This is a genomic window from Simplicispira piscis (assembly GCF_054783455.1).
In genome coordinates, this window is sequence record NZ_BAAGQN010000001.1 from 31728 (window position 1) to 52624 (window position 20897).

The following is a 20897-nucleotide window of genomic DNA, read 5'->3' on the forward strand; positions in this document are numbered from 1 at the left end:
TTTTGCCTTAATTTTGCAAAGTTTGCACTTTTTCTGTTATTTGGCAGATCAAACGTCAATATTGCCCGCCCGCAGCGCATTTTTCTCAATAAATTCTCGGCGCGGCTCTACTTCGTCGCCCATGAGCATCGTGAACACCCGGTCGGCTTCAATCGCATCGTCGATTTGCACGCGCAGCAGGCGGCGGACGTTGGGGTCCATAGTGGTTTCCCAGAGTTGCGCTGGGTTCATTTCGCCCAGCCCCTTGTAGCGTTGGCGGCTGGTGGTGCGTTCGGCTTCAGAGATGAGCCATGCCATGGCCTGGCGGAAGTCGGTGACCTTTTCTTCCTTCTGGCGCTCGCCTTCGCCGCGCAGCACCCGTGAGCCTTCGCCCAGCAGGCCACGGAACGTGTTGGCGGCTTCGGCCAGGGCGGCGTAGTCGGCGCCGTTGACGAAGTCCTGCGTGATGACGCTGCTCTTGACGTTGCCGTGGTGGCGGCGGCTGATGCGCAGCAGGGGCTTGTCGGTGCGGGCGTCGAACTCGGCAGCCACTTCGGCGGGGATGCCGGTGGCGGAGAGTTCGCGCAGCCGGGTCTGTAGCAGTGCGGCGCTGGTTTCTGCATCCTGCATGGTTTCGAGGTTCAGCGCCACGCCGTCGGCCACGGCGCGCAGGGCCTCGAAGTCCATGAAGCCCGAGAGGCGCGCAATGACCTGTTCCGCCACCTGGTGCTTGCGCGCCAGTTCGGCCAGGGTCTCGCCCGCCAGGGTTTGCGCGTTGGCGCCGCCGGTGGTTACGCTGGCGTCCTTGAGGGCGATGCGCAGCAGGAAGCTGTCGAGCGCCGGGGCGTCCTTGAGGTACAGCTCTTCTTTGCCGGCCTTGACCTTGTAGAGCGGCGGCTGGGCGATGTAGATGTGGCCGCGCTCGACCAGCTCGGGCATTTGGCGGTAGAAGAAAGTGAGCAGCAGGGTGCGGATGTGCGCGCCGTCCACGTCGGCGTCGGTCATGATGATGATGCGGTGGTAGCGCAGCTTGGCGACGTCGAAGTCGTCGTTGCCGGTGCTGCCGCCGGCCTTGCCGATGCCGGTGCCCAGGGCGGTGATCAGCGTGAGGATTTCATTGCTGGTCAGCAGCTTTTCGTAGCGCGCCTTTTCCACGTTCAGGATCTTGCCGCGCAGCGGCAGGATGGCCTGGAACTTACGGTCGCGGCCCTGCTTGGCCGAGCCCCCGGCGGAGTCGCCCTCGACGATGTAGATCTCGCACATCGCCGGGTCTTTCTCCTGGCAGTCGGCCAGCTTGCCGGGCAGGCCCATGCCGTCGAGTACGCCTTTGCGGCGTGTCATTTCACGGGCTTTGCGGGCGGCTTCGCGGGCGCGGGCCGCTTCGACAATCTTGCCGCAGATGATTTTTGCGTCGGCGGGGCGCTCTTGCAGGTAGTCGCTGAGCAGTTTGCCCACGATGTCTTCCACCGGCGCGCGCACTTCGCTCGACACGAGCTTGTCCTTGGTCTGGCTGCTGAACTTGGGCTCGGGCACCTTCACACTCAGCACGCAGCACAGGCCTTCGCGCATGTCGTCGCCGGTCACTTCCACCTTGGCCTTCTTGGCAAAGTCGTTTTCGTCGATGTACTTGTTGATGACGCGGGTCATCGCGGCGCGCAGACCGGTCAGGTGGGTGCCGCCGTCACGCTGCGGAATATTGTTGGTGAAGCAGAGCACCTGCTCGCTGTAGCCGCTGTTCCACTGCATGGCCACTTCCACGCCAATGTGCGTGCCGGCAATACCGCCATAGGTTTCGGCGGGGCGCTGACCCGCGGCATAAAACGAGTTGGGGTGCAACACCGTCTTGCCCTTGTTGATGAACTCGACGAAGCCGCGCACGCCACCAGCGCCGGAGAAGTCGTCTTCCTTGCCGGTGCGCTCGTCCTTGAGGCGAATGCGCACACCGTTGTTCAGGAACGAGAGTTCGCGCAGGCGCTTGGCCAGGATCTCGTAGTGGAAATCATTGTTTTCCTTGAAGATTTCGGTGTCGGGCAGGAAGTGCACCTCGGTGCCGCGCTTCTCCGTATCGCCGGTGATCTTCATGGGCGAAATTTCGACGCCGTCCACCGTCTCGACAATCCGGTTCTGCACGAAGCCACGGCTGAACTCCAGCGTGTGCACTTTGCCTTCGCGGCGCACCGTGAGACGCAGCATTTTGGACAAGGCATTCACGCACGACACACCCACACCGTGTAGACCGCCCGAGACCTTGTAGCTGTTCTGGTTGAACTTGCCACCGGCGTGCAGCTCGGTCAAAGCGATTTCTGAGGCGCTGCGTTTGGGTTCGTGTTTGTCGTCCATCTTCACGCCCGTGGGAATGCCACGGCCGTTGTCGGTCACGCTGATGGAGTTGTCTGAATGGATGGTGACCACGATGTCGTCGCAGTGGCCGGCCAAGGCTTCGTCGATGGAGTTGTCGACCACCTCAAAAACGAGGTGGTGCAGGCCGGTGCCGTCCGACGTGTCGCCGATGTACATGCCGGGGCGTTTGCGCACGGCTTCCAGGCCTTCGAGGATGGTGATGGCGCCCTCGCCGTAGCCTTCGCTGGCGCCTGCCTGATGGGCATCGATCTTGTGCGCCTCGGGGGCGCCGTTGCCCAGATCTTCGGATTCGGGCAGGTGGTTCTCAGCGGTCATGGTCGGCCTTGGCTGTCGGGGGAAACGGGGTTGTTTCCAGAAATATAAATAGAGATAAAATGGCTCTAACGCAATGAATACGGGCGCTATAAGCTATTAAATTAATAGTAATCGTCAAATGCGCATGGGCATGACGACGTACTTGAAGTTGTCGGTGTCGGGCAGTGTCAGCAGCGCCGAGCTATTGCCATCGGCCAGTGAAATCTTCACCATTTCTTGCTGCATGCTGGCCAGCGCGTCGATGAGGTAGGTGACGTTGAAGCCGATCTCGATGGCGTCGCCGCCATAGTCGATGTCGAGCTCGTCCACGGCCTCTTCCTGCTCGGCGTTGTTGCTGGCCACGCGCAGGGTGCCGGGTTCGAGGTTCAGGCGCACGCCCTTGAACTTGTCGCTGGTCATGATGGCCGTACGCTGCAGGCTGGCCAGCAGCGGCGCACGGCCCAGTGTGATGCTGTTGCTGTGGTTCTGGGGGATCACGCGGTTGTAATCGGGGAACTTGCCCTCCACCAGCTTGGTGACAAACTCCAGCGCGCCAAAGCTGAATTTGGCCTGGTTGCCTGCAAAGCGCATTTCCAGCGCGCCGTCGGCATCGCTGAGCAGGCGTTGCAGTTCAATCACGGTCTTGCGTGGCAGGATGACCTCCTGCTTGGGCACTTCGACATCCAGCGTGGCTCTGGCAAATGCGAGTCGGTGGCCGTCGGTGGCCACGAGCGAGAGCGTGTTGCCCTCGGCCACGAACAGGATGCCGTTGAGGTAATAGCGGATGTCCTGCACCGCCATGGCAAAGGCCACTTGGCCCAGCAGCTGCTTGAGTGTTTTTTGCGGCACGCTGAATGCGGGGCCAAAGTTGGCGGCCTCTTGCACCAGCGGAAAGTCTTCGGCCGCCAGGGTTTGCAGCGTGAAGCGGCTCTTGCCTCCCTTGAGGATGAGCTTGTCCTGGCTGGTCTCCAGGCTCACCGTCTGGTCGGCCGGCATGGTGCGTAGCACGTCAATGATCTTGCGGGCGTTGACCGTGGTGGTGAAGTCGCCCGTGTCTCCCCCCAGTTCCGCCGTGGTGCGGATTTGCACTTCAAGGTCGCTGGTGGTCAGTTGCAGTGCATTGCCTGTCTTGCGGATCAGCACGTTGGCCAGGATAGGCAGTGTGTGCCGGCGTTCCACGATGCCCGCCACGGATTGCAGAACTGCGAGTACCTTGTCTTGTGTTGCCTTCAGGACGATCATGTCAACCTCTTGTGTTTTTTGGAATGGTGTGCGCACAGCGGCATGGGTATTGCCTCTCCCGGCTGCGCAACTTGCCATTTTGCCCTTTTGCAGGGGCGTTCCTCATCGGTAACTGCACCACCTGCAAGGGGTCAGCCCTTAAGGGTCTGTTCCAGCACGTGCAATTGCTGGTTCAACTCGGTCAGCTGCTGGCGCTCGGCGGCCATCTTGCGCACAGCGTGCAGCACGGTGGTGTGGTCGCGCCCGCCAAACAGCTCGCCAATCTCGGGCAGGCTCTTTTGTGTCAGTTCCTTGGCCAGGTACATGGCAATCTGGCGCGGGCGAGCAATGCTGGCCGGGCGCTTCTTGCTGTACATGTCGGCGACCTTGATCTTGTAATAGTCGGCGACCGTCTTCTGGATGTTCTCTACGCTGATCTGCCGGTTCTGGATGGACAGCAGGTCGCGCAGGGCTTCGCGGGCCAGCTGGATGGAGATTTCCTTCTGGTTGAAGCGCGAATACGCCAGGATCTTGCGCAGCGCACCTTCGAGCTCGCGCACGTTCGAGCGCACGTTCTTGGCGACGAAAAACGCTACCTCTTCGGGCATATCGACGTTTTCGGCGCGCGCCTTGTTGATCAGGATCGCGACGCGCATTTCCAGCTCGGGCGGCTCGATGGCCACCGTCAGGCCCGAATCAAAGCGCGAGACCAGGCGTTCGTGGATGTCGGCCAGACCCTTGGGATAGGTGTCGCTGGTCATCACGATGTGGCTTTTTTTGGCCAGCAGCGCTTCGAAGGCATTGAAGAACTCTTCTTGCGTGCGGTCCTTGTTGGCGAAGAACTGCACATCGTCGATCAGCAGCAAATCGAGCGAGTGGTAGCGCTCCTTGAATTCATCAAAAGTTTTGCGCTGGTAGGCTTTAACCACATCCGAAACAAATTGTTCAGCATGGATGTAGAGAACTTTGGCATCCGGCTGGTCGGCCAGCAGCTTGTTGCCGACTGCGTGGACCAGGTGGGTCTTGCCCAAACCGACGCCGCCGTAGATGAAAAGCGGGTTGTAGAGGTGCCCCGGCATGCTGGCCACGTGCATGGCAGCTGCCCGCGCCATGCGGTTGGCCGTGCCCTCCACCAGGGTGTCAAAGGTGAGCCCAGGGTTCAATCGATTGCGCAGTGGGCCCCGGTTTCCATCGTCGGCCGGGGGCGCTGCAGACGCTGGCTCTTGGGGCGGGGCGCTGGATTGCTGACTGGATTGTGCATATGACCTGACGGGCGCTGCACGCTGAGCGAGCGCTAACTCCAGTGTGACAGACTGGCCGTACAAAGCCTCCAGCACGGCGGCAATGCGGCCTGCGTACTGTGCCCGGATCCAGTCCAGCGTGAAACGGTTGGGGACAAAAAGCGTGACCCTGGAAAAGTCCTCCGCCACCTGGGCGGTCAGGGGTTTGATCCAGGTGTTGTACTGCTGTGCTGGCAGATCTTGAGAGAGCTGCTCTGTGCAGGCCTGCCACAAGGCTTGGCCTGCGTCGTTACTGTGGGAGGGGGGGGGTGCGCTGTTGCGTTCCTCTGTCATTTCAGGGGTTCTTGTTGTGGATAGAGGGAACGGTTAAAGGCTGCGGATTGTAGCTTATCAAGGAGTTATCCACAACGTTGCGGGCGCAGATCCAGGGGTAAACGGGGGTGGGTTGAAGGGATAATTCGCTGGACGGCATTGCTTCAATCGAATAAGCCTGCGATAATTTTCGGTTTCCCTGAATGTGTTCAGGGCAATGAGATTGTGCGCGCCGTTTTGAAGAAGGCGCGTTTTACCCTGAAAACCTCTAGGAACTCCCATGAAACGCACTTACCAACCCTCCAAGACGCGCCGCGCCCGTACCCACGGTTTCCTGGTGCGCATGAAGACCCGTGGTGGTCGCGCCGTCATCAACGCCCGCCGTGCCAAGGGCCGCAAGCGCCTGGCCGTCTGAGGCCCTGCAGGTCTCGGATCGCATTCCGGTTTGCGCCACCAGGCTCCAGCGGGGGCGTATTCATGCAACGGCTGAAAACGCGCCCGCAATTCCAGGCCACCATGGCCGGTGAAACTGTGGCCCGTACCACCCACTTTGCCCTGCACCGTCTGGTGCTGGGCGCGTCTGCGTGTGTACCGCTTGCGCCGGGTACGCCCCCCTTGTTTGGGGTGTCCGGTGTTTGGCTGGGGGCCATGGTACCCAAGCGCTGGGCCCGCCGAGCCGTTACGCGCAATGCCATCAAACGGCAAATCTATGCCGTAGCGGCGGCCTTGGAGCCGCAACTGCCGCCCGATGCACATGTAGTGCGCTTGCGTGCCACATTTGACCGCAAGCAGTTTTTCAGCGCCAGTTCCTGTGTGCTCAAACAAGCGGTGCGGACTGAACTTCTCCAACTATTCGAGCGTGCGGCCGCGCGCCCCTCTCCTTCCGGGCAGGCGCCAGCATGATGCAGCGTTTGTTGGTCATGCTGGTCAAGGGCTACCGGCTGTTGCTCAGCCCCTGGCTGGGCTCGGCGTGTCGGTTCGAGCCCACCTGTTCGGCGTATTCGCTGCAGGCTCTGCAGCAGCATGGCGCAGCAGCGGGGGCCTGGTTGACGCTGGGCCGATTGGCGCGCTGCCACCCCTGGTGTGACGGGGGCCATGATCCGGTGCCGCAGGAGGCGCCACGCGCCACACGGTTGTTTTCCCGGTTGATTGCACCGGCCTCCTCTACATCCTCACCAAAGAAGTCTCCATGAACGACATCCGGCGCACCATCCTGTGGGTGATATTTGGCTTTTCCATGGTCCTGCTCTGGGACAAATGGCAGGTGCACAACGGGCACAAAGCGCTTTTCTTCCCAGGGCCGGCAGTGACGGCCAACGCGCCTGCGGCTGAAAATGGTGCCTCGCTGCCAGCAAGCGGTGCAGCCTCTGTTCCAGCCACCACAGCCGTGCAGACCGGTGCCGCTGCCGTGCCCGGCGAAGCCGCACCGGTTGCTGCCGCTCCAGTGCGCCGTGAGCCAGTTGAGGTCACCACCGATGTGCTGCAACTGCGCTTTGACAGCGAAGGCGGTTCGCTTATCCACGCCGAGCTGCTTCAGCACGTCGACCTGGTCGATCGCAGCAAGCATTTTGTTCTGCTCGACGACAGCGCCCAGCGCGTCTATATGGCCCAAACGGGTCTGATCGGCGGGGGATTTCCTACGCACAAGACGGTGATGCATGTGGTTCCGGGCGAGCGTGAGCTCAAGGACGGAGCGCAAGAGCTGAGCGTGCGTTTCGAGTCGCCCGACCTCGGCGGCGTCAAGCTCGTGAAGACCTGGACGGTCAAGCGCGGCGCCTACGACATCGCGGTGCGGCATGAAGTTGTCAACACCGGCACGGCCCCTGTAGAGCCCAAGTTGTACCTGCAGCTGGTGCGCGACGGCAACAAGCCGCCTGGAGAATCGTCGTTCTATTCCACCTTCACGGGCCCTGCGGTGTTCACCCAGGAAAAGAAATACCAGAAGATCGAATTCAAGGCCATCGAAGAAAACAAGGCTGAGTTCGAGAAGGAAAGCAGCAGTGGCTATGTCGCTATGGTGCAGCACTACTTCGCATCGGCCTGGCTGCTGCCCGAAGGCCAGAAACGTGAAAATTTCGCGCGCAAGGTCGATAGCAACCTGTACTCGGTGGGCATGATCGCTGCGCTTGACAGCATTGCACCGGGCGCCAGCAAGACGCTGGACGCGCGCCTGTTCGTCGGCCCACAGGTCGAGACCTCCATGGAAAAACTGGCCCCAGGGCTGGAATTGGTCAAGGATTATGGTTGGCTCACCATTTTGTCCAAGCCTCTGTACTGGTTGCTGGACCAGCTGCACAAGATCCTGGGCAACTGGGGTTGGTCCATCGTCGGCCTGGTGCTGCTGCTCAAGATCATGTTCTATTGGCTCAACGCCAAGGCGTACGCCAGCATGGCCAAGATGAAGGCCATCAACCCCAAGATCACCGAGATGCGCGAGCGCCTCAAGGACAAGCCGCAGCAGATGCAGCAGGAGATGATGCGCATCTACCGCGAGGAGAAGGTCAACCCCATGGGCGGTTGCTTCCCCATCATGATCCAGATTCCGGTGTTCATTGCCCTCTACTGGGTGCTGCTCTCCAGCGTGGAGATGCGCAACGCTCCGTGGGTGGGTTGGATCCATGACCTGTCGGCCCCCGATCCGTTCTTCATCCTGCCCGTGCTGATGACACTCAGCACCTTGCTCCAGACGGCCCTGAACCCCGCGCCGCCCGATCCGATGCAGGCCAAGATGATGTGGCTGATGCCGCTGATGTTCAGCGTGATGTTCTTCTTCTTCCCGGCCGGCCTGGTGCTGTACTGGTTGACGAACAACCTGTTGTCCATCGCCCAGCAGTGGATCATCAACACCCGCATGGGCGTGCCGCCGCAGTTCAACCTGCCGAAATTCAAGTAACCCCCTGAGCGTCTGCGCCGCTTCCCCCTTTCTCTCGCGCTGCGCGCGGGAAGGGGGACGACACCGGCGCGGCGGGGCGGCCCTTGCGCGGTGTCTCGCGCCTGGGTCGCGCCAGTTTCTGGCGTCGTACCCTTACCATTGTCCGCAATGCTGCCCCGCCATCACGATCCTATCGCCGCCATTGCCACCGCCCCTGGGCGCGGTGGCGTGGGCATCGTGCGTATTTCGGGCAAGGGGCTCGCGGCACTGGTCGAGGTGCTTTGCGGGCGCAGCTTGCAGCCGCGCGAGGCCACCTACCTGCCCTTCCGCGACGCCGCAGGCCAGCCGATCGACCAGGGCCTGGGCCTGTATTTCCCGGCACCCCACTCCTATACCGGCGAGGATGTGCTGGAACTGCAGGCCCATGGTGGCCCGGTGGTGCTGCAGCTGCTGCTGGCCCGCTGTCTGGAAGCCGCGGCCCAGGCGCACCCCGTTACGGGTCAGCCCCTTCTGCCTGGCCTGCGCGTGGCCCAGCCGGGCGAGTTCACCGAACGGGCCTTTCTCAACGACAAGATCGATCTGGCGCAGGCCGAGGCCATCGCCGACCTGATCGATGCCTCGACGTCTGCCGCAGCCCGCAGTGCCAGCCGCTCGCTCTCGGGGGCCTTCTCGCAGGAAATCCATGCGCTGCGCGATGCACTGATTCACCTGCGCATGCTGGTCGAGGCCACACTGGATTTTCCTGAAGAAGAAATCGACTTCTTGCGCAAGGCAGACGCGCGCGGGCAGCTCTCAAAATTAGAGCATATCTTGCAGCAGATTCAGCAGCGTGCCCGGCAAGGAGCTTTGCTCCGCGAAGGTATCAAGGTGGTGATCGCGGGCCAGCCCAACGCCGGCAAAAGCTCGCTGCTCAATGCGCTGGCCGGGGCCGAGCTGGCGATCGTCACCCCGATTGCCGGCACGACCCGCGACACGGTGCAGCAAACCATCCAGATCGAGGGTGTGCCGCTGCATGTGATCGACACCGCTGGACTGCGCGAAAGCCAGGACGAGGTGGAGCGCATCGGTATCGCCCGTGCCTGGAACGAAATCGCAGGTGCCGATGCGGTGCTTTTTCTGCACGACCTTACGCGCTGCAACCTGCCCGACTACCAGTTGGCCGACGATGCCATTGCCCGGGCCATGGCCGCGAGGTTGCCCGGCTCGGTACCCGTCATCAATGTCTGGAACAAGACCGATTGCAGCGGCGTTGCCACCGATGCATCGGGTGTTCGCGTGTCTGCGCGCACGGGGACGGGGCTGGAGGACTTGCGACAGGCCCTGCTGGCCGTGGCAGGTTGGCAGTCGTCGGCCGAGGGGGTCTACATCGCCCGTGCTCGCCATGTGCAAGCCCTGCAGGCCGTGCAGGCGCATCTCGAAACGGCAGCCGGGCAGCTGGACGCACGAGAACCCGCGCTCGATCTGCTGGCCGAGGAACTGCGCCTGGCGCAAAATTCCCTGGGCGAGATCACGGGCGAGTTCACGTCCGATGATTTGCTCGGGGTCATCTTCTCCAGTTTCTGTATCGGCAAATAGGGCGGTTGTTCCTCTGCTGATTGTGTAAGCAGGGGTAAACAATGCTTGTGTGCGGCCCGTAATACGGATAGCTTCATCAGAATCATGAATGCAGCTATCCCTACTCCGACCAGATTAGACCTTCAAGGACTCGTCAATGCCATTGCGCAGGCCAGTGCCGAAGACAGCCTGACCAACCCCCTCAAAAGCGAACAATGGGAGGCCCTGTCGCCTTACCTGCAGCCCCACAGTTTGGCTGCGGGCCAGCTATTGTTCAACCAGGGTGCTGCGGACCGAACCCTCTACCTGGTCGAAAGCGGCAGTCTGAGCGTGCACTTTGAGGACGAAAAATCCCGGGTGCGCATGGCCATCGTGCCCGCCGGTTCGGTCGTGGGCGAGGGGGCCTTCTTTTCGATGCGTCCGCGCAGCGCCACGGTCCAGGCTGCCACAGCCTGCAAGTTGTGGGCGCTGACGGCCTTGCGGTTTAGCGAACTGAGCAACCGCCAGCCCGCCATTGCCCTCAGTTTGGTGATGGCTGTGGGGGGGGTGATGGCCAAACGCCTGGCGAATCGCCGTCGCCGCGTTGCAGCAACCTGACATACGGAGGGTGACGTAACCAATCGAGTGCGGTAGCGAACTCACAGGACCAAGGACGCAAGTTACACTCGTTTGCAAATTTCCCGCGCTCACCGAAGAAAGAAAACCATGTCCTTGTTCAGTTGGTTCACGCGCAAGCCCGCATCGGCCCAGTCCCGCATGGCCGAGCCATCGGGTCTGCTTAACGCCGATGCCACGGTGCCGATGGTGCCGGGGCGTGACGGCAGGCCTGTCGCGCAAGCGGTGCCCGCCGAACATGCCGCCAACCGCAAGAACGAGCGCATGGAGCGGCGCGAACTGTTGTATGCGGTGGTGCGTGATGCCATGGTACGCGCAGCCGTTCTTTCGGCCAGCTATAAATTCAAGGTGCTTTCTCTGGATCAGCGGGGCCGCCAGTTCCTGGTGATGATGGATCTGACACGCGAATACGGTGGTGATACCGCCCGATTGAGCGAGATCGAGGCCTTGATCGCACAGACGGCCAAGACGCGATACGACATCGCAGTCAACGCCGTCTATTGGCGTTTGAACGACCACGTAGCAGTGGGGGTGCCTATGCAAGGCGTGGCGTCGGCCCGCGCGCCGGTTGCCGCACAACCCAGACCACCGGCAGCGGTCCCGGCCCGCAGCCCAGCGGTGGCTCCAGCCGCGCCAGTGGCGCGTGCCGCGATACCCGCGGCGCCTGCGGCGGTTGTTCCAACGCCTCGCGCAGAGCCAGCGCGCTTTGACCCGATCGAGGCCGATGAAGTGGCTGCCTTCAAGCAGGCACTGGCTTCCGCCGGGCGGCCCGCAGCAACGGCGGCTCCAGGTGTGCCCGTGCGTTCGGGCCCCATGCGCTCTTCACCTCTGCTGCACAATGATTTTGCCGATACTGAAATGCCCGAAAGTGATTCCCGGCAACAGGATCTCAGCGGAACCCAGTACGGCGATCTATAAGCGATCGCGCTCCGGCGCGACTCAGTGGCCAGCGAAATCGACCAACGTGAACAGCGATAAACCGCTGTCACGCAGGCGTGCGGAGCCGCCCAGTTCGGGCAAATCGACAATGGCGGCACCTTCCATGACCTCGGCGCCTAGTTTCTCCAGCAACTTCTTGCCCGCCATCATGGTCCCCCCGGTGGCGATCAAATCGTCGATGAGCAGCACGCGGTCGCCCTTGCGTACGGCATCGGTGTGCAGTTCGACCGTCGCGCTGCCGTATTCCAGTTCGTAAGTCTCAGCGACTGTGGTGAATGGCAACTTGCCCTTTTTGCGAATCGGTATAAAGCCGACGTTGAGTTCATACGCCACCACCGCGCCAAGAATAAAACCACGCGCATCCAGCCCGGCAACGACATCGGGGCGAACCGCCTTGTCCATATAGCGGTGTACGAAAGCATCAATCAGCACGCGGAACACCTTGGGATCCTGCAACAGGGGAGTGATGTCGCGGAACTGCACGCCTGGAGCGGGCCAGTCGGGAACAGTTCGAATATGCTGGCGAAGAAAATCGTTAACGCTGAGGGCTTGCATAGGAATCCTGTAGAGGCTGCGGGCGCTGCACTGCGAAAGAACGAGCGCTAGGGCACCGGGCAAGTGTAATCATCCCGATTCTGTGTCGGCACCGTGCCGGACACAGTACCGACCCGTCCTGCCAATGTGAAAAATCGTGCAGGAACGGAGCCGGGCTCGCATAATCAAGCCACCCTCTTTCCCTCAGCGGCGCAGCCAGACTGCACGCACCGCGCTTGAAAGCAGACCATGCCCGTCACAGTTCTGCTGATCGAAAGCAATGATGCCCGCGCCCAGGCTATGGTTCTGGCGTTGGGGGCACCTTTGCAAAACTGGCATCTGGTGCGGGCCAGGACGGTGGTGCAAGCCCGGGCCTTGCTTCTGCACGAACCCATTGATGTGTTGCTGACGGCGCGGCGCCTGGCCGATGGGTCGGCCTACGATGTCCTGGCCGTCGTGCAGGACACGCCGGCCTTAATCCTCATCCCCGAGGGCGAGGAGGCGCATGCGGCGCTGGCCTTGCGGCATGGATTTGCTGATTTCGTGGTGCAGGATGCAGCGCAGCAATACCTTCTCACTTTGTCTGCCCAGATGGACAAAGCCTTGGCGCGCAGCGCCGACCGCCATGCGTTGTCGGCTGGGCAGGCCCGCCAGCACCGGCTTTTGCAAGCGATTGCGCGAGCGCAGGAGCTTTTCATTGCCAGCGCCCCGCCCCGGAGCACCTTTGAAGTTTTGTTGCAGGAAGTGCTGGCGCTGACCGACAGTGCTTTTGGCATGGTGGGGCAGGTCGAGAGTCGGCCGGGCAGCACTCCGTGCCTTCGGGTGCATGCTATCAGCGACATCAGCTGGGATGATTTTTCGCGCCAGCGCTACGCGCAAGTGGCCGAGCAGGGGATGGTGTTTGATCAACCGCATTCGCTCATTGGGACTGCGCTGATCAGCGGCGAACCCCTGATCAGCAACCATCCGGAGTCCGATCCGCGCTCCGGCGGCTTGCCCGCCGGGCATCCCCCTTTGACGGCCTTCATGGGCCTGCCGATCCATGCTGGGGGTCAGTTGGTCGCCATGGTGGGTGTGGCCAACCGGGTCGGGGGCTATTGCAGCGACGATATCGACTTCCTGCAGCCCTTGCTCAGCAGCGTAGGCCAACTCGAAATGGCCCGACGCGCCGACAGAGCCCGTAAAGACGTCGAGGCGCGGTTGGCCCAAGCCAGTGCCGCGTTAGAAGAAAAGACACATCTGCTCGAGCTGACCTTGGCCAGCGTGGCGCAGGGTATTTGCCATGTGGACCCGGAGGGCCGCGTCTGTATCTACAACGAACGCTTCCTGGAATTGCTCAATTTGCCCGATGAACTCCTCCAGGGCAAGCCGCACCTCGACGACTTGGCACGCCTGCAGCGGGACCGGGGTGATTTTCAAGAGAGTTTTTTTGAAATCGACGGCCTGGCTGCAGCCAGGGCCCCCTTCGATCTTGCGGCAGAGACGCCGCGTGAAACGCAGCGTGGCTTGTGTGCCATGTATGTACGGCGCACCCCGGCCGGCCGCTACCTCGAAGTACGCACACACATGTTGCCCGACGGCGGTTTGGTGCGCACGTTTACCGACGTATCAGATTACATGGCAGCCCAGGAGACTGTGCGCCAGAGCGAGGCGCGTTGGCGCAGTCTGACCCAGCTGTCCTCCGACTGGTACTGGGAGCAGGATGCCGAACTGCGCTTTGTCCGGCTGCAAGGGCGTGTGCAGGGCGGTATGCCAGACCAGAAGCACCTGGGCTTGACCCGCTGGGAGCTTCCCCATGCCCACGTCAGTGAAGCGCAGTGGCGCATCCACCGCGCCCAGCTGGAGGCGCGGGAAGTGTTCCACGACTTCGAGATGCAGCGTCTCGATGACGACGATAACCCGCAGTGGCTGTCGATCAGCGGGGAGCCTATCTTTGATCGTGAAGGCCGATTCGCGGGCTACCGTGGCCTGGCCCGTGACATCACCGAACGCAAACGCACCGAGGCCGAAATTGAGCGGCTGGCGTTCTATGATGAGTTGACCGGCCTGCCCAACCGGCGCCTGCTGCTCGAACGCCTGCAGCGTGCTGCGGCGGCATGTGAACGCAGTGCGGCCCACGGAGCGCTGCTGTTTCTTGATCTGGACAACTTCAAGAGTGTCAATGACACCCTGGGCCACGACTGGGGCGACCGGCTGCTCGCGCAGGCAGGCGAGCGCCTGGCCCGCTGCGTGCGCACGACGGACACCGTGGCCCGGCTGGGAGGCGATGAATTCGTGGTGGTGCTGCAAGGCCTGCACGGCAAGGAAGGCGATGCTGCAGTCGAAGCGGAAACCGTGGCGCAGCAGATTCTGGTGGCACTCAACCAGGCCTATGACCTCCGGGGTGGTGAGATGCACAGTACGCCCAGTATCGGTATCGCCATGTTCCACAGCACCCAGCACTCCGCGCAAGAACTGCTTCAGCGCGCTGACCTGGCTATGTACCAAGCCAAGGCGCAGGGGCGTAACACGATGTGCTTTTTTGACCCAGCCATGCAGTCGTCAGCTGCGGCGCGTTCTGCATTGGAAGCCGATGTGCGCCAGGGTTTGCAGCGCGGAGAATTCCTGCTGCATTACCAGCCACTCGTGGATGCGCACGGAAAGGTGCTGGGGGCCGAGGCGCTCGTGCGCTGGATGCATCCGCAGCGGGGCATGGTGTTCCCCAGTGAGTTCATCGCATTGGCAGAAAACACCGGGCTGATCCTGCCCCTCGGACGCCAGGTGCTGCAGTCTGCCTGCGAGCAACTGGCGCACTGGAGCACCCATCCGGCCACCAGCCAGTGGAGTGTTTCGGTGAATGCGAGTGTGCGTGAGTTTCGCCATCCCGACTATGTCCAACAGGTGCTGGGCATTCTGCGGCAGACGGGCGCCGACCCGGGCCTGCTCAAGCTGGAGTTGACGGAAAGCCTGCTGCTGAACGACGTGGAAGACAGCATCACCAAAATGGACCAGCTGCGCAATCAGGGGGTGGGCTTCTCGCTGGACGATTTTGGGACGGGGTATTCGTCTCTCAGCTACCTCAAACGCCTGCCGCTGGACCAGATCAAGATCGACCAGAGCTTTATCCGCGACGTGTTGACCGACCCCAACGATGCAGCCATCGCCTGTACGGTGATTGCACTGGCGCACAGCCTGGGTCTGGAAGTGGTGGCCGAAGGCGTGGAAACCCAGTGCCAACGCAAGTTTCTGCTGCGCAACGGCTGCCAGCGGTTCCAGGGCTATCTGTTCGGTCGACCCGGCCCGGCGCAGGACATGGTGCCAGGCTGATATGGTCCTGCTGCGGTCCTTTACCCGCGCAACAGGCGGTCTTCGGCCAGTACCAATGCGGCAGGGCGCCCGGATAACACCAGTGTGTCGCCTTCGGCCAGCACGGTGTCATCCTGGATGGCCGACATGCGGCCGTTGCCATGGCGCAAATTCACCACGCTCACACCCATGGCGTGCAAAGCCAAATCCCCCAAGGGTTTGCCCAGTGTCTGCGCACCGGGCGGCAGAGTGAGCGTGGCCATGCGCTCTTGGTCGCGTTCGGCCACGGTGTCGTCGTCGGCACCATGGAAGTAGCCGCGCAACAGGTTGTAGCGCTCATCGCGCTGGTCCCGCACGAGGCGCAGCACACGGCGCATGGGCACACCCACCAGGGCCAGTGCATGGCTGGCCAGCATGAGCGAGCCTTCGATGGCTTCGGGCACTACTTCGGTGGCGCCGGCCGTGCGCAGCTTGTCCAGATGCCTGTCATCCTGCGTGCGCACCACCACCGGCACCTGGGGAGCATGGGCGCGGGTGTTGGCCAGTACTTTCAAGGAAGACTGGATGTCGAGGTAAGTGATCGCGACGGCGCTGGCCCGCACCAGGCCCGCGGCCATCAGCGCTTGCAGGCGCGAGGCGTCGCCATACACCACCGAGTGCCCTGCTGCTGCGGCCTGGCGCACGCGGTCGGGGTCCAGGTCCAGCGCCATGTAGGCAATGCCTTCTTTTTCCAGCATGCGGGCCAGGTTCTGGCCGCAACGGCCAAAACCGCAAATGATGATGTGGCTGCTGGTGTCGATGGACTTGCGGGCAATGGTGGTCATCTGCAGCGACTGCTGCAGCCAGTCGCTGGCCACCAGCTTCATCACGATGCGGTTGCTGTAGAGGATGAGGAAGGGCGTGGCCAGCATGGACAGCACCATGGCCGCCAGAATGGGGTTCATCAGCGCAGGACGCACCAGACCGTTTTGCTGTGTGAGCGACAGCAGCACAAAACCGAATTCACCTGCCTGCGCCAGGTACAGCCCCGTGCGCAGGGCGACGCCGGTGGTAGCCCCCATGGCGCGTGCCAGCAGCAAAATGATGCCCAGTTTGAGCAGCAAGGGCACCACCAGCAGGCCCAGCACCAGCGCCCACTGCTCCAAAAGAATATGCCAGTCCAGCAGCATCCCGATGGTGATGAAGAACAGCCCCAAGAGCACATCGTGGAAGGGCCGGATGTCTGTGCCCACCTGGTGGCGGTATTCGGTTTCCGATACCAGCACCCCGGCGATGAAGGCGCCCAAGGCCAGGCTCAGCCCCGCCATCTCGGTCAGCCAGGCAAGGCCCAGGGTGATGAGCAGCAGGTTGAGCATGAACAGTTCATCGCTTTTGCGCCGCGCCACCAGGGTGAGCCACCAGCGCATCAGTTTTTGTCCGCCCGTCAGCAGCAGGCCCACCAGAACGGTTGCCTTGATCAGTGCCAAACCCAAGGCCTCCAATAGCCGGTCGGGAGACGACCCCAGGGCAGGGACCAGCACCAGCAGCGGCACCACGGCCAGGTCCTGGAACAGCAAAATGCCCATGATCTGCCGTCCATGGTCGCTCTCGATCTCGGCGCGTTCGGCCATGAGCTTGCCTACGATGGCCGTGCTGCTCATGGCCATCGTGCCCGCCAGTGCCAGGGCTGTCTGCCAGCCCACGTCCCAGACGCCGCCCAGCAAGGCCGCCAGGGCCAGCGTGCCGCCAAAGGCCACGGCCATGGTCAGTACCACCTGCAGCAGGCCCAGGCCAAAAACCTGCTGCCGCATGGCGCGCAGCTTGGGCAGGCTGAATTCCAGTCCGATGGCGAACATCAGGAACACCACGCCGAACTCGCCCAGGTGGCGCACGCTTTCAGAATTTTGTGCCAGCGCCAGCGCATTCGGCCCGATGAGCACGCCCGCTGCGAGGTAGCCCAGCATCGGCGGCAGCTTGAGGCTGCGGCAGACGACCACGCCCAGCACTGCGGCCAGCAGGTACAGCAAGGTCAGGGCAAGAGAAGACATGTACCGATGCTATCCGAGGTTTTTCGGCGCCGACCGATAGAATCAGGCCCATGCTCGCTGCCACCGGCGTCCCCCGCCCATTTGATGCCGACCAGGCCCTGCGCCTGGCCCGGGAAACCTTTGACATTGAGGCGGCTGCCTTGCGTGCGCTGGGCCAGCGCGTGGATTACCGTTTTGCGCGTGCAGTGGAGACCATGCTGCGCCTCCAGGGCCGTGTGGTCGTCATGGGCATGGGCAAGAGCGGTCATGTGGGGCGCAAGATCGCCGCCACACTGGCCTCGACCGGTACCCCGGCCTTGTTTGTGCACCCTGCCGAAGCCAGCCACGGCGATCTGGGCATGGTCACGGCGCAGGATCTTGTGTTGGCCATCTCCAACAGCGGCGAGAGTGCTGAGCTCACCGCCATCCTGCCCGTGCTGCACCGCCTGGGCGTGCCCCTGATTGCCATCACTGGCAACCTGGAGTCCTCGCTGGCGCAGCATGCCAACCAGGTGCTGGACTGCAGTGTCGAGCGCGAGGCCTGCCCCCTGAACCTGGCGCCGACGACCAGTACCACGGCGCAACTGGCCCTGGGCGATGCACTGGCCGTGGCTTTGCTGGATGCGCGCGGTTTTCGTGCCGAAGACTTCGCCCGTTCGCACCCTGGCGGTGCGCTGGGCCGCAAGCTGCTGACCCACGTCAGCGATGTGATGCGTACCGGTACCCAGGTGCCGCAAGTGCCGCCCGAGGCGGTTTTTAGTGTTTTGATGCGCGAGATGAGCGCCAAGGGTCTGGGCGCTTCGGCCGTGGTCGATGCACAAGGCAGGGTGCTGGGCATCTTCACCGACGGTGATCTGCGCCGCCGCATCGAGGCCGGCGCCGACCTGCGCAGCGCCACCGCGCAGCAGGTCATGCACCCCAGCCCGCGCAGCATCGTCCCTGGCGCGCTGGCGGTGGAGGCCGCCGAGTTGATGGAAACCCATGGCATCACCAGCGTGCTGGTCATTGATGCCGAGAGCAGGCTTCAGGGCATCGTGCACATTGGCGATTTGATGCGTGCGAAGGTGATATGACCTTGCCCGTACTGCAATTTCCCCCAGAACTGCTGCTGGCTGCGCAGGATGTGCGCGTGGCCTTCTTCGATGTCGATGGTGTGCTTACCGATGGCGGGCTGTATTTCAGCGAATCGGGCGAAACCCTCAAACGCTTCAACACCCTGGACGGCCATGGCCTCAAGCTCTTGCAAAAGGCGGGTATCGTGCCAGCGGTGATCACGGGCCGGGACTCCGAGCCTCTGCGTGTGCGGCTGCGTGCGCTGGGCGTGGAGCACGCTGTTTTCGGCACGGAAGACAAACGCCCCGCTGCCGAGCATATCTTGGCCGCGTTGGGGTTGGACTGGAGGCAAGCCGCCGCCATGGGCGACGACTGGCCCGACCTGCCCATGATGCGCCGCTGCGCCTTCGCCTGCGCTCCCGCCAACGCCCAGGCCGAGGTGCTGGCCAGTGTCCACCATGTCACGCAAGCGCGGGGCGGGGACGGCGCAGCGCGCGAGTTCTGCGACCTGTTGCTCATGGCCAGCGGCCGCTATGCCGCTTTGCTGGAGTCGTATTGCACATGATGGGAGGTCTGCGCCACGCTTGGGACCGGATGTCGATCTACCTGCCAGTGCTGCTGATGGGCCTGCTGGCGCTGGGTACCTGGTGGCTGGTACGCAACGCGCCCCCGGTGTCCCTGCCCCGCGTTGACAAGGTGGAGCGGCACGAGCCCGACTACCTGATGAAGGACTTCTCGGTCAAGAGCTTCGCGGCCGACGGTCGCCTGCAAAATGAAGTCCGAGGTGCTGTGGCGCGCCATTACCCCGATACCGACACGCTGGAAATTGACGCCGTGCGCCTGCGTTCGGTAACGGCGGCCGGGCATCTGATCAATGGCACTGCCGACCACGCTTTGAGCAATGCGGACGGCTCTGAAGTCCAGCTTCGCGGCAATGCCATCGTGGTTCGTGAACCGTTGCAGCCCACCCGGGGCGCCGCCCAGCCGCGTCTGGAGTTCAGAGGCAATTTTCTGCATGCCTGGCCGCAGCTCGAGCGCGTACGCTCGGACCAGCCGGTCATCCTCACGCGCGGCAACAACCGCTTTACTGCCGACAGCATGGAATACGACAACCTCGAACAGGTGCTGCAATTGCGCGGCCGTGTTCGGGGGGAATATTCTGCCGTGCGATGAGCGTCCTGCCCGGAGCCCCCATGACCCCACCGCTTGTTTTCATCACCGGTGCATCCAGCGGTATTGGCCAGGCGCTCGCGGCCAGATACCACCGTGCGGGTTGGCGCCTGGCCCTGGTGGCACGCCGTACCCAAGAGATCAAATCATGGGCTGAGGCTTGTGGAATAAGCGCAAGCAGCTATCAAATTTACAGCGCAGACGTCTCGCATATCGATAGCATCGTGGCCGCCGGCGAAGCCTGCATGCAGCGCCAGGGCGTGCCCGATGTGGTGATCGCCAATGCCGGCATCAGCGTGGGTGTGGACACCGCCGAGCGCGCTGACCTGGACGCCATGGCGCGCGTATTTGCCACGAATACCGTGGGCGCTGCCGCCACGTTCCAGCCCTTCATCCACGCCATGGTGCAGCGCGGCAGTGGCCGGCTGGTGGGGGTGGGCAGCGTGGCAGGTATCCGGGGCCTGCCTGGTCATGGCGCCTATTGCGCCAGCAAGGCTGCGATCATTAGTTACTGCGAAAGCCTGCGCGGAGAACTGCGCGGTGCCGGTGTAGGCGTCTCCACGATCTGCCCCGGCTATATCGATACCCCGCTGACGCGCAAGAACCGCTACGCCATGCCGTTTCTCATGCGCCCCGAAGACTTTGCCGAAAAGGCCTTTGCAGCCATCCAGGCAGGTGCGAGTTACCGCGTCATACCCTGGCAGATGGGTGTGGTTGCCAAAGTACTGCGCTTGCTGCCCAATCCGCTGTTTGATCGCTTGTTGAGCGGTCGGCCACGCAAGCACCGGGAGGCGGAAGGCGGCTGAATACGAAAAAAGCTCCCGAAAAGGAGCTTTTCTGCTGTGGCGCAAAGCGCTGGCTCAGTAGCTGTTTCCGCCACCGCCGTAACCGCCGCCATTGCCTCGGCCACCACCGCTGCCGCCACGGGGGCCAGAACCGTAAGGGCTGCGAAATCCGCCTTCGCTGCGGCCGCCGCCGCCATAACCACCGTCGTTTTCGCGGCCACCACCACCGTAGCCACCGCCGCCTTCACGGCCGCCACCGCCGTAACCCCCGCCGCCACTGCGACCACCACCACCGTAGCCACCGCCGCCGCCATAACCACCGCCGCCACCGAAACCGCCTGAACGGGGTGGGCGGGGCTCCATGGGACGGGCCTCATTCACCACGATGGCACGGCCGCCAAGCGGCTGGCCATTCATGCCGTTGATGGCTGCCTGGGCCTCGGCATCGCTGCCCATTTCGACAAAACCAAAACCCTTGGAACGGCCGGTGTCGCGCTCCATCATGACCTTGGCGCTGGTGACGCGGCCAAAGGCGCTGAAGGCCTGTTCCAGGTCGTTGTCGCGTACGCCGTATGGCAGATTGCCTACATACAGTTTGTTGCCCATCGAGGGACTCCTCAAAAACACAAAGAAAAAGCGATGGAGTCCCGGAAACGCAACCAGCTTATCTCGACGA

The 20897-nt window shown here is 62.7% G+C and carries 18 protein-coding genes; 12 read left to right on the forward strand and 6 right to left on the reverse strand.

What is annotated here, in order from left to right; translation table 11 throughout:
• Positions 1 to 48: 48 nt before the first annotated feature.
• The 3 genes from gyrB to dnaA all read right to left on the reverse strand — a co-directional run bounded on the left by gyrB (position 49) and on the right by dnaA (position 5429).
• A complete protein-coding gene (gyrB, locus tag ACYVOC_RS00145) occupies positions 49 to 2619 on the reverse strand; it encodes a DNA topoisomerase (ATP-hydrolyzing) subunit B (protein ID WP_461160565.1) in 2571 nt (856 codons plus the stop codon).
• Positions 2620 to 2769: 150 nt separating this feature from the next.
• Positions 2770 to 3876 carry a DNA polymerase III subunit beta gene (gene dnaN, locus ACYVOC_RS00150; protein ID WP_116005476.1) on the reverse strand — a complete coding sequence of 369 codons (1107 nt, stop codon included), beginning with the start codon at positions 3874 to 3876 and terminating at the stop codon, positions 2770 to 2772.
• A gap of 131 nt (positions 3877 to 4007) precedes the next feature.
• A complete protein-coding gene (gene dnaA / locus ACYVOC_RS00155) occupies positions 4008 to 5429 on the reverse strand; it encodes a chromosomal replication initiator protein DnaA (protein ID WP_461160476.1) in 1422 nt (473 codons plus the stop codon).
• 259 nt (positions 5430 to 5688) lie between these two features.
• On the opposite strand from dnaA, the gene rpmH reads away from it, so the two are divergent.
• The 7 genes from rpmH (at position 5689) to ACYVOC_RS00190 (ending at position 11367) form a co-directional block, all read left to right on the forward strand.
• The gene (rpmH, locus tag ACYVOC_RS00160) at positions 5689 to 5823 is read left to right on the forward strand and encodes a 50S ribosomal protein L34 (protein ID WP_005798102.1); all 135 of its coding nucleotides are present in this window, start codon (positions 5689 to 5691) and stop codon (positions 5821 to 5823) included.
• 62 nt (positions 5824 to 5885) lie between these two features.
• Positions 5886 to 6311 carry a ribonuclease P protein component gene (locus tag ACYVOC_RS00165; protein WP_461160477.1) on the forward strand — a complete coding sequence of 142 codons (426 nt, stop codon included), beginning with the start codon at positions 5886 to 5888 and terminating at the stop codon, positions 6309 to 6311.
• Positions 6308 to 6601, forward strand: coding sequence for a membrane protein insertion efficiency factor YidD (gene yidD / locus ACYVOC_RS00170; protein ID WP_116005473.1), 294 nt, complete (start codon positions 6308 to 6310; stop codon positions 6599 to 6601). Before ACYVOC_RS00165 ends, yidD begins: the two co-directional genes overlap by 4 nt.
• The gene (yidC, locus tag ACYVOC_RS00175) at positions 6598 to 8301 is read left to right on the forward strand and encodes a membrane protein insertase YidC (protein ID WP_461160478.1); all 1704 of its coding nucleotides are present in this window, start codon (positions 6598 to 6600) and stop codon (positions 8299 to 8301) included. Before yidD ends, yidC begins: the two co-directional genes overlap by 4 nt.
• Positions 8302 to 8448: 147 nt before the next feature.
• The gene (gene mnmE, locus ACYVOC_RS00180; RefSeq protein ID WP_116005471.1) at positions 8449 to 9855 is read left to right on the forward strand and encodes a tRNA uridine-5-carboxymethylaminomethyl(34) synthesis GTPase MnmE; all 1407 of its coding nucleotides are present in this window, start codon (positions 8449 to 8451) and stop codon (positions 9853 to 9855) included.
• Positions 9856 to 9939: 84 nt separating this feature from the next.
• A complete protein-coding gene (locus tag ACYVOC_RS00185) occupies positions 9940 to 10431 on the forward strand; it encodes a Crp/Fnr family transcriptional regulator (RefSeq protein WP_116005470.1) in 492 nt (163 codons plus the stop codon).
• A gap of 108 nt (positions 10432 to 10539) precedes the next feature.
• Positions 10540 to 11367: a hypothetical protein gene (locus ACYVOC_RS00190; protein WP_461160479.1), complete on the forward strand. Its 828-nt coding sequence runs from the start codon at positions 10540 to 10542 to the stop codon at positions 11365 to 11367.
• A 21-nt stretch (positions 11368 to 11388) separates the two neighbouring features.
• Here ACYVOC_RS00190 and ACYVOC_RS00195 read toward each other — a convergent pair whose 3' ends face one another.
• Entirely contained in the window at positions 11389 to 11943 is a 555-nt protein-coding gene (locus tag ACYVOC_RS00195; RefSeq protein ID WP_461160480.1) for an adenine phosphoribosyltransferase, read from the reverse strand.
• A gap of 228 nt (positions 11944 to 12171) precedes the next feature.
• On the opposite strand from ACYVOC_RS00195, the gene ACYVOC_RS00200 reads away from it, so the two are divergent.
• On the forward strand, positions 12172 to 15228 hold the full coding sequence (locus tag ACYVOC_RS00200; RefSeq protein WP_461160481.1) for an EAL domain-containing protein: 3057 nt from the start codon (positions 12172 to 12174) through the stop codon (positions 15226 to 15228).
• A 20-nt stretch (positions 15229 to 15248) separates the two neighbouring features.
• Here ACYVOC_RS00200 and ACYVOC_RS00205 read toward each other — a convergent pair whose 3' ends face one another.
• Entirely contained in the window at positions 15249 to 17234 is a 1986-nt protein-coding gene (locus tag ACYVOC_RS00205) for a monovalent cation:proton antiporter family protein (RefSeq protein WP_116005466.1), read from the reverse strand.
• A 50-nt stretch (positions 17235 to 17284) separates the two neighbouring features.
• On the opposite strand from ACYVOC_RS00205, the gene ACYVOC_RS00210 reads away from it, so the two are divergent.
• From ACYVOC_RS00210 to ACYVOC_RS00225, 4 genes are read left to right on the forward strand one after another with little or no spacing between them, the layout of a single operon-like run.
• Entirely contained in the window at positions 17285 to 18286 is a 1002-nt protein-coding gene (locus ACYVOC_RS00210) for a KpsF/GutQ family sugar-phosphate isomerase (RefSeq protein ID WP_461160482.1), read from the forward strand.
• The gene (locus ACYVOC_RS00215; protein ID WP_461160483.1) at positions 18283 to 18831 is read left to right on the forward strand and encodes a KdsC family phosphatase; all 549 of its coding nucleotides are present in this window, start codon (positions 18283 to 18285) and stop codon (positions 18829 to 18831) included. Before ACYVOC_RS00210 ends, ACYVOC_RS00215 begins: the two co-directional genes overlap by 4 nt.
• Complete coding sequence (gene lptC, locus ACYVOC_RS00220; RefSeq protein ID WP_116005463.1) at positions 18828 to 19439, forward strand: LPS export ABC transporter periplasmic protein LptC; 612 nt, start codon at positions 18828 to 18830, stop codon at positions 19437 to 19439. The genes ACYVOC_RS00215 and lptC overlap by 4 nt, the downstream gene beginning before the upstream one ends.
• Before the next feature lie 20 nt (positions 19440 to 19459).
• The gene (locus ACYVOC_RS00225) at positions 19460 to 20242 is read left to right on the forward strand and encodes an SDR family oxidoreductase (RefSeq protein WP_461160484.1); all 783 of its coding nucleotides are present in this window, start codon (positions 19460 to 19462) and stop codon (positions 20240 to 20242) included.
• A 54-nt stretch (positions 20243 to 20296) separates the two neighbouring features.
• Here the strand turns inward: ACYVOC_RS00225 and ACYVOC_RS00230 are convergent, their stop codons facing one another.
• Entirely contained in the window at positions 20297 to 20827 is a 531-nt protein-coding gene (locus ACYVOC_RS00230) for an RNA recognition motif domain-containing protein (RefSeq protein ID WP_461160485.1), read from the reverse strand.
• Positions 20828 to 20897: the final 70 nt, after the last annotated feature.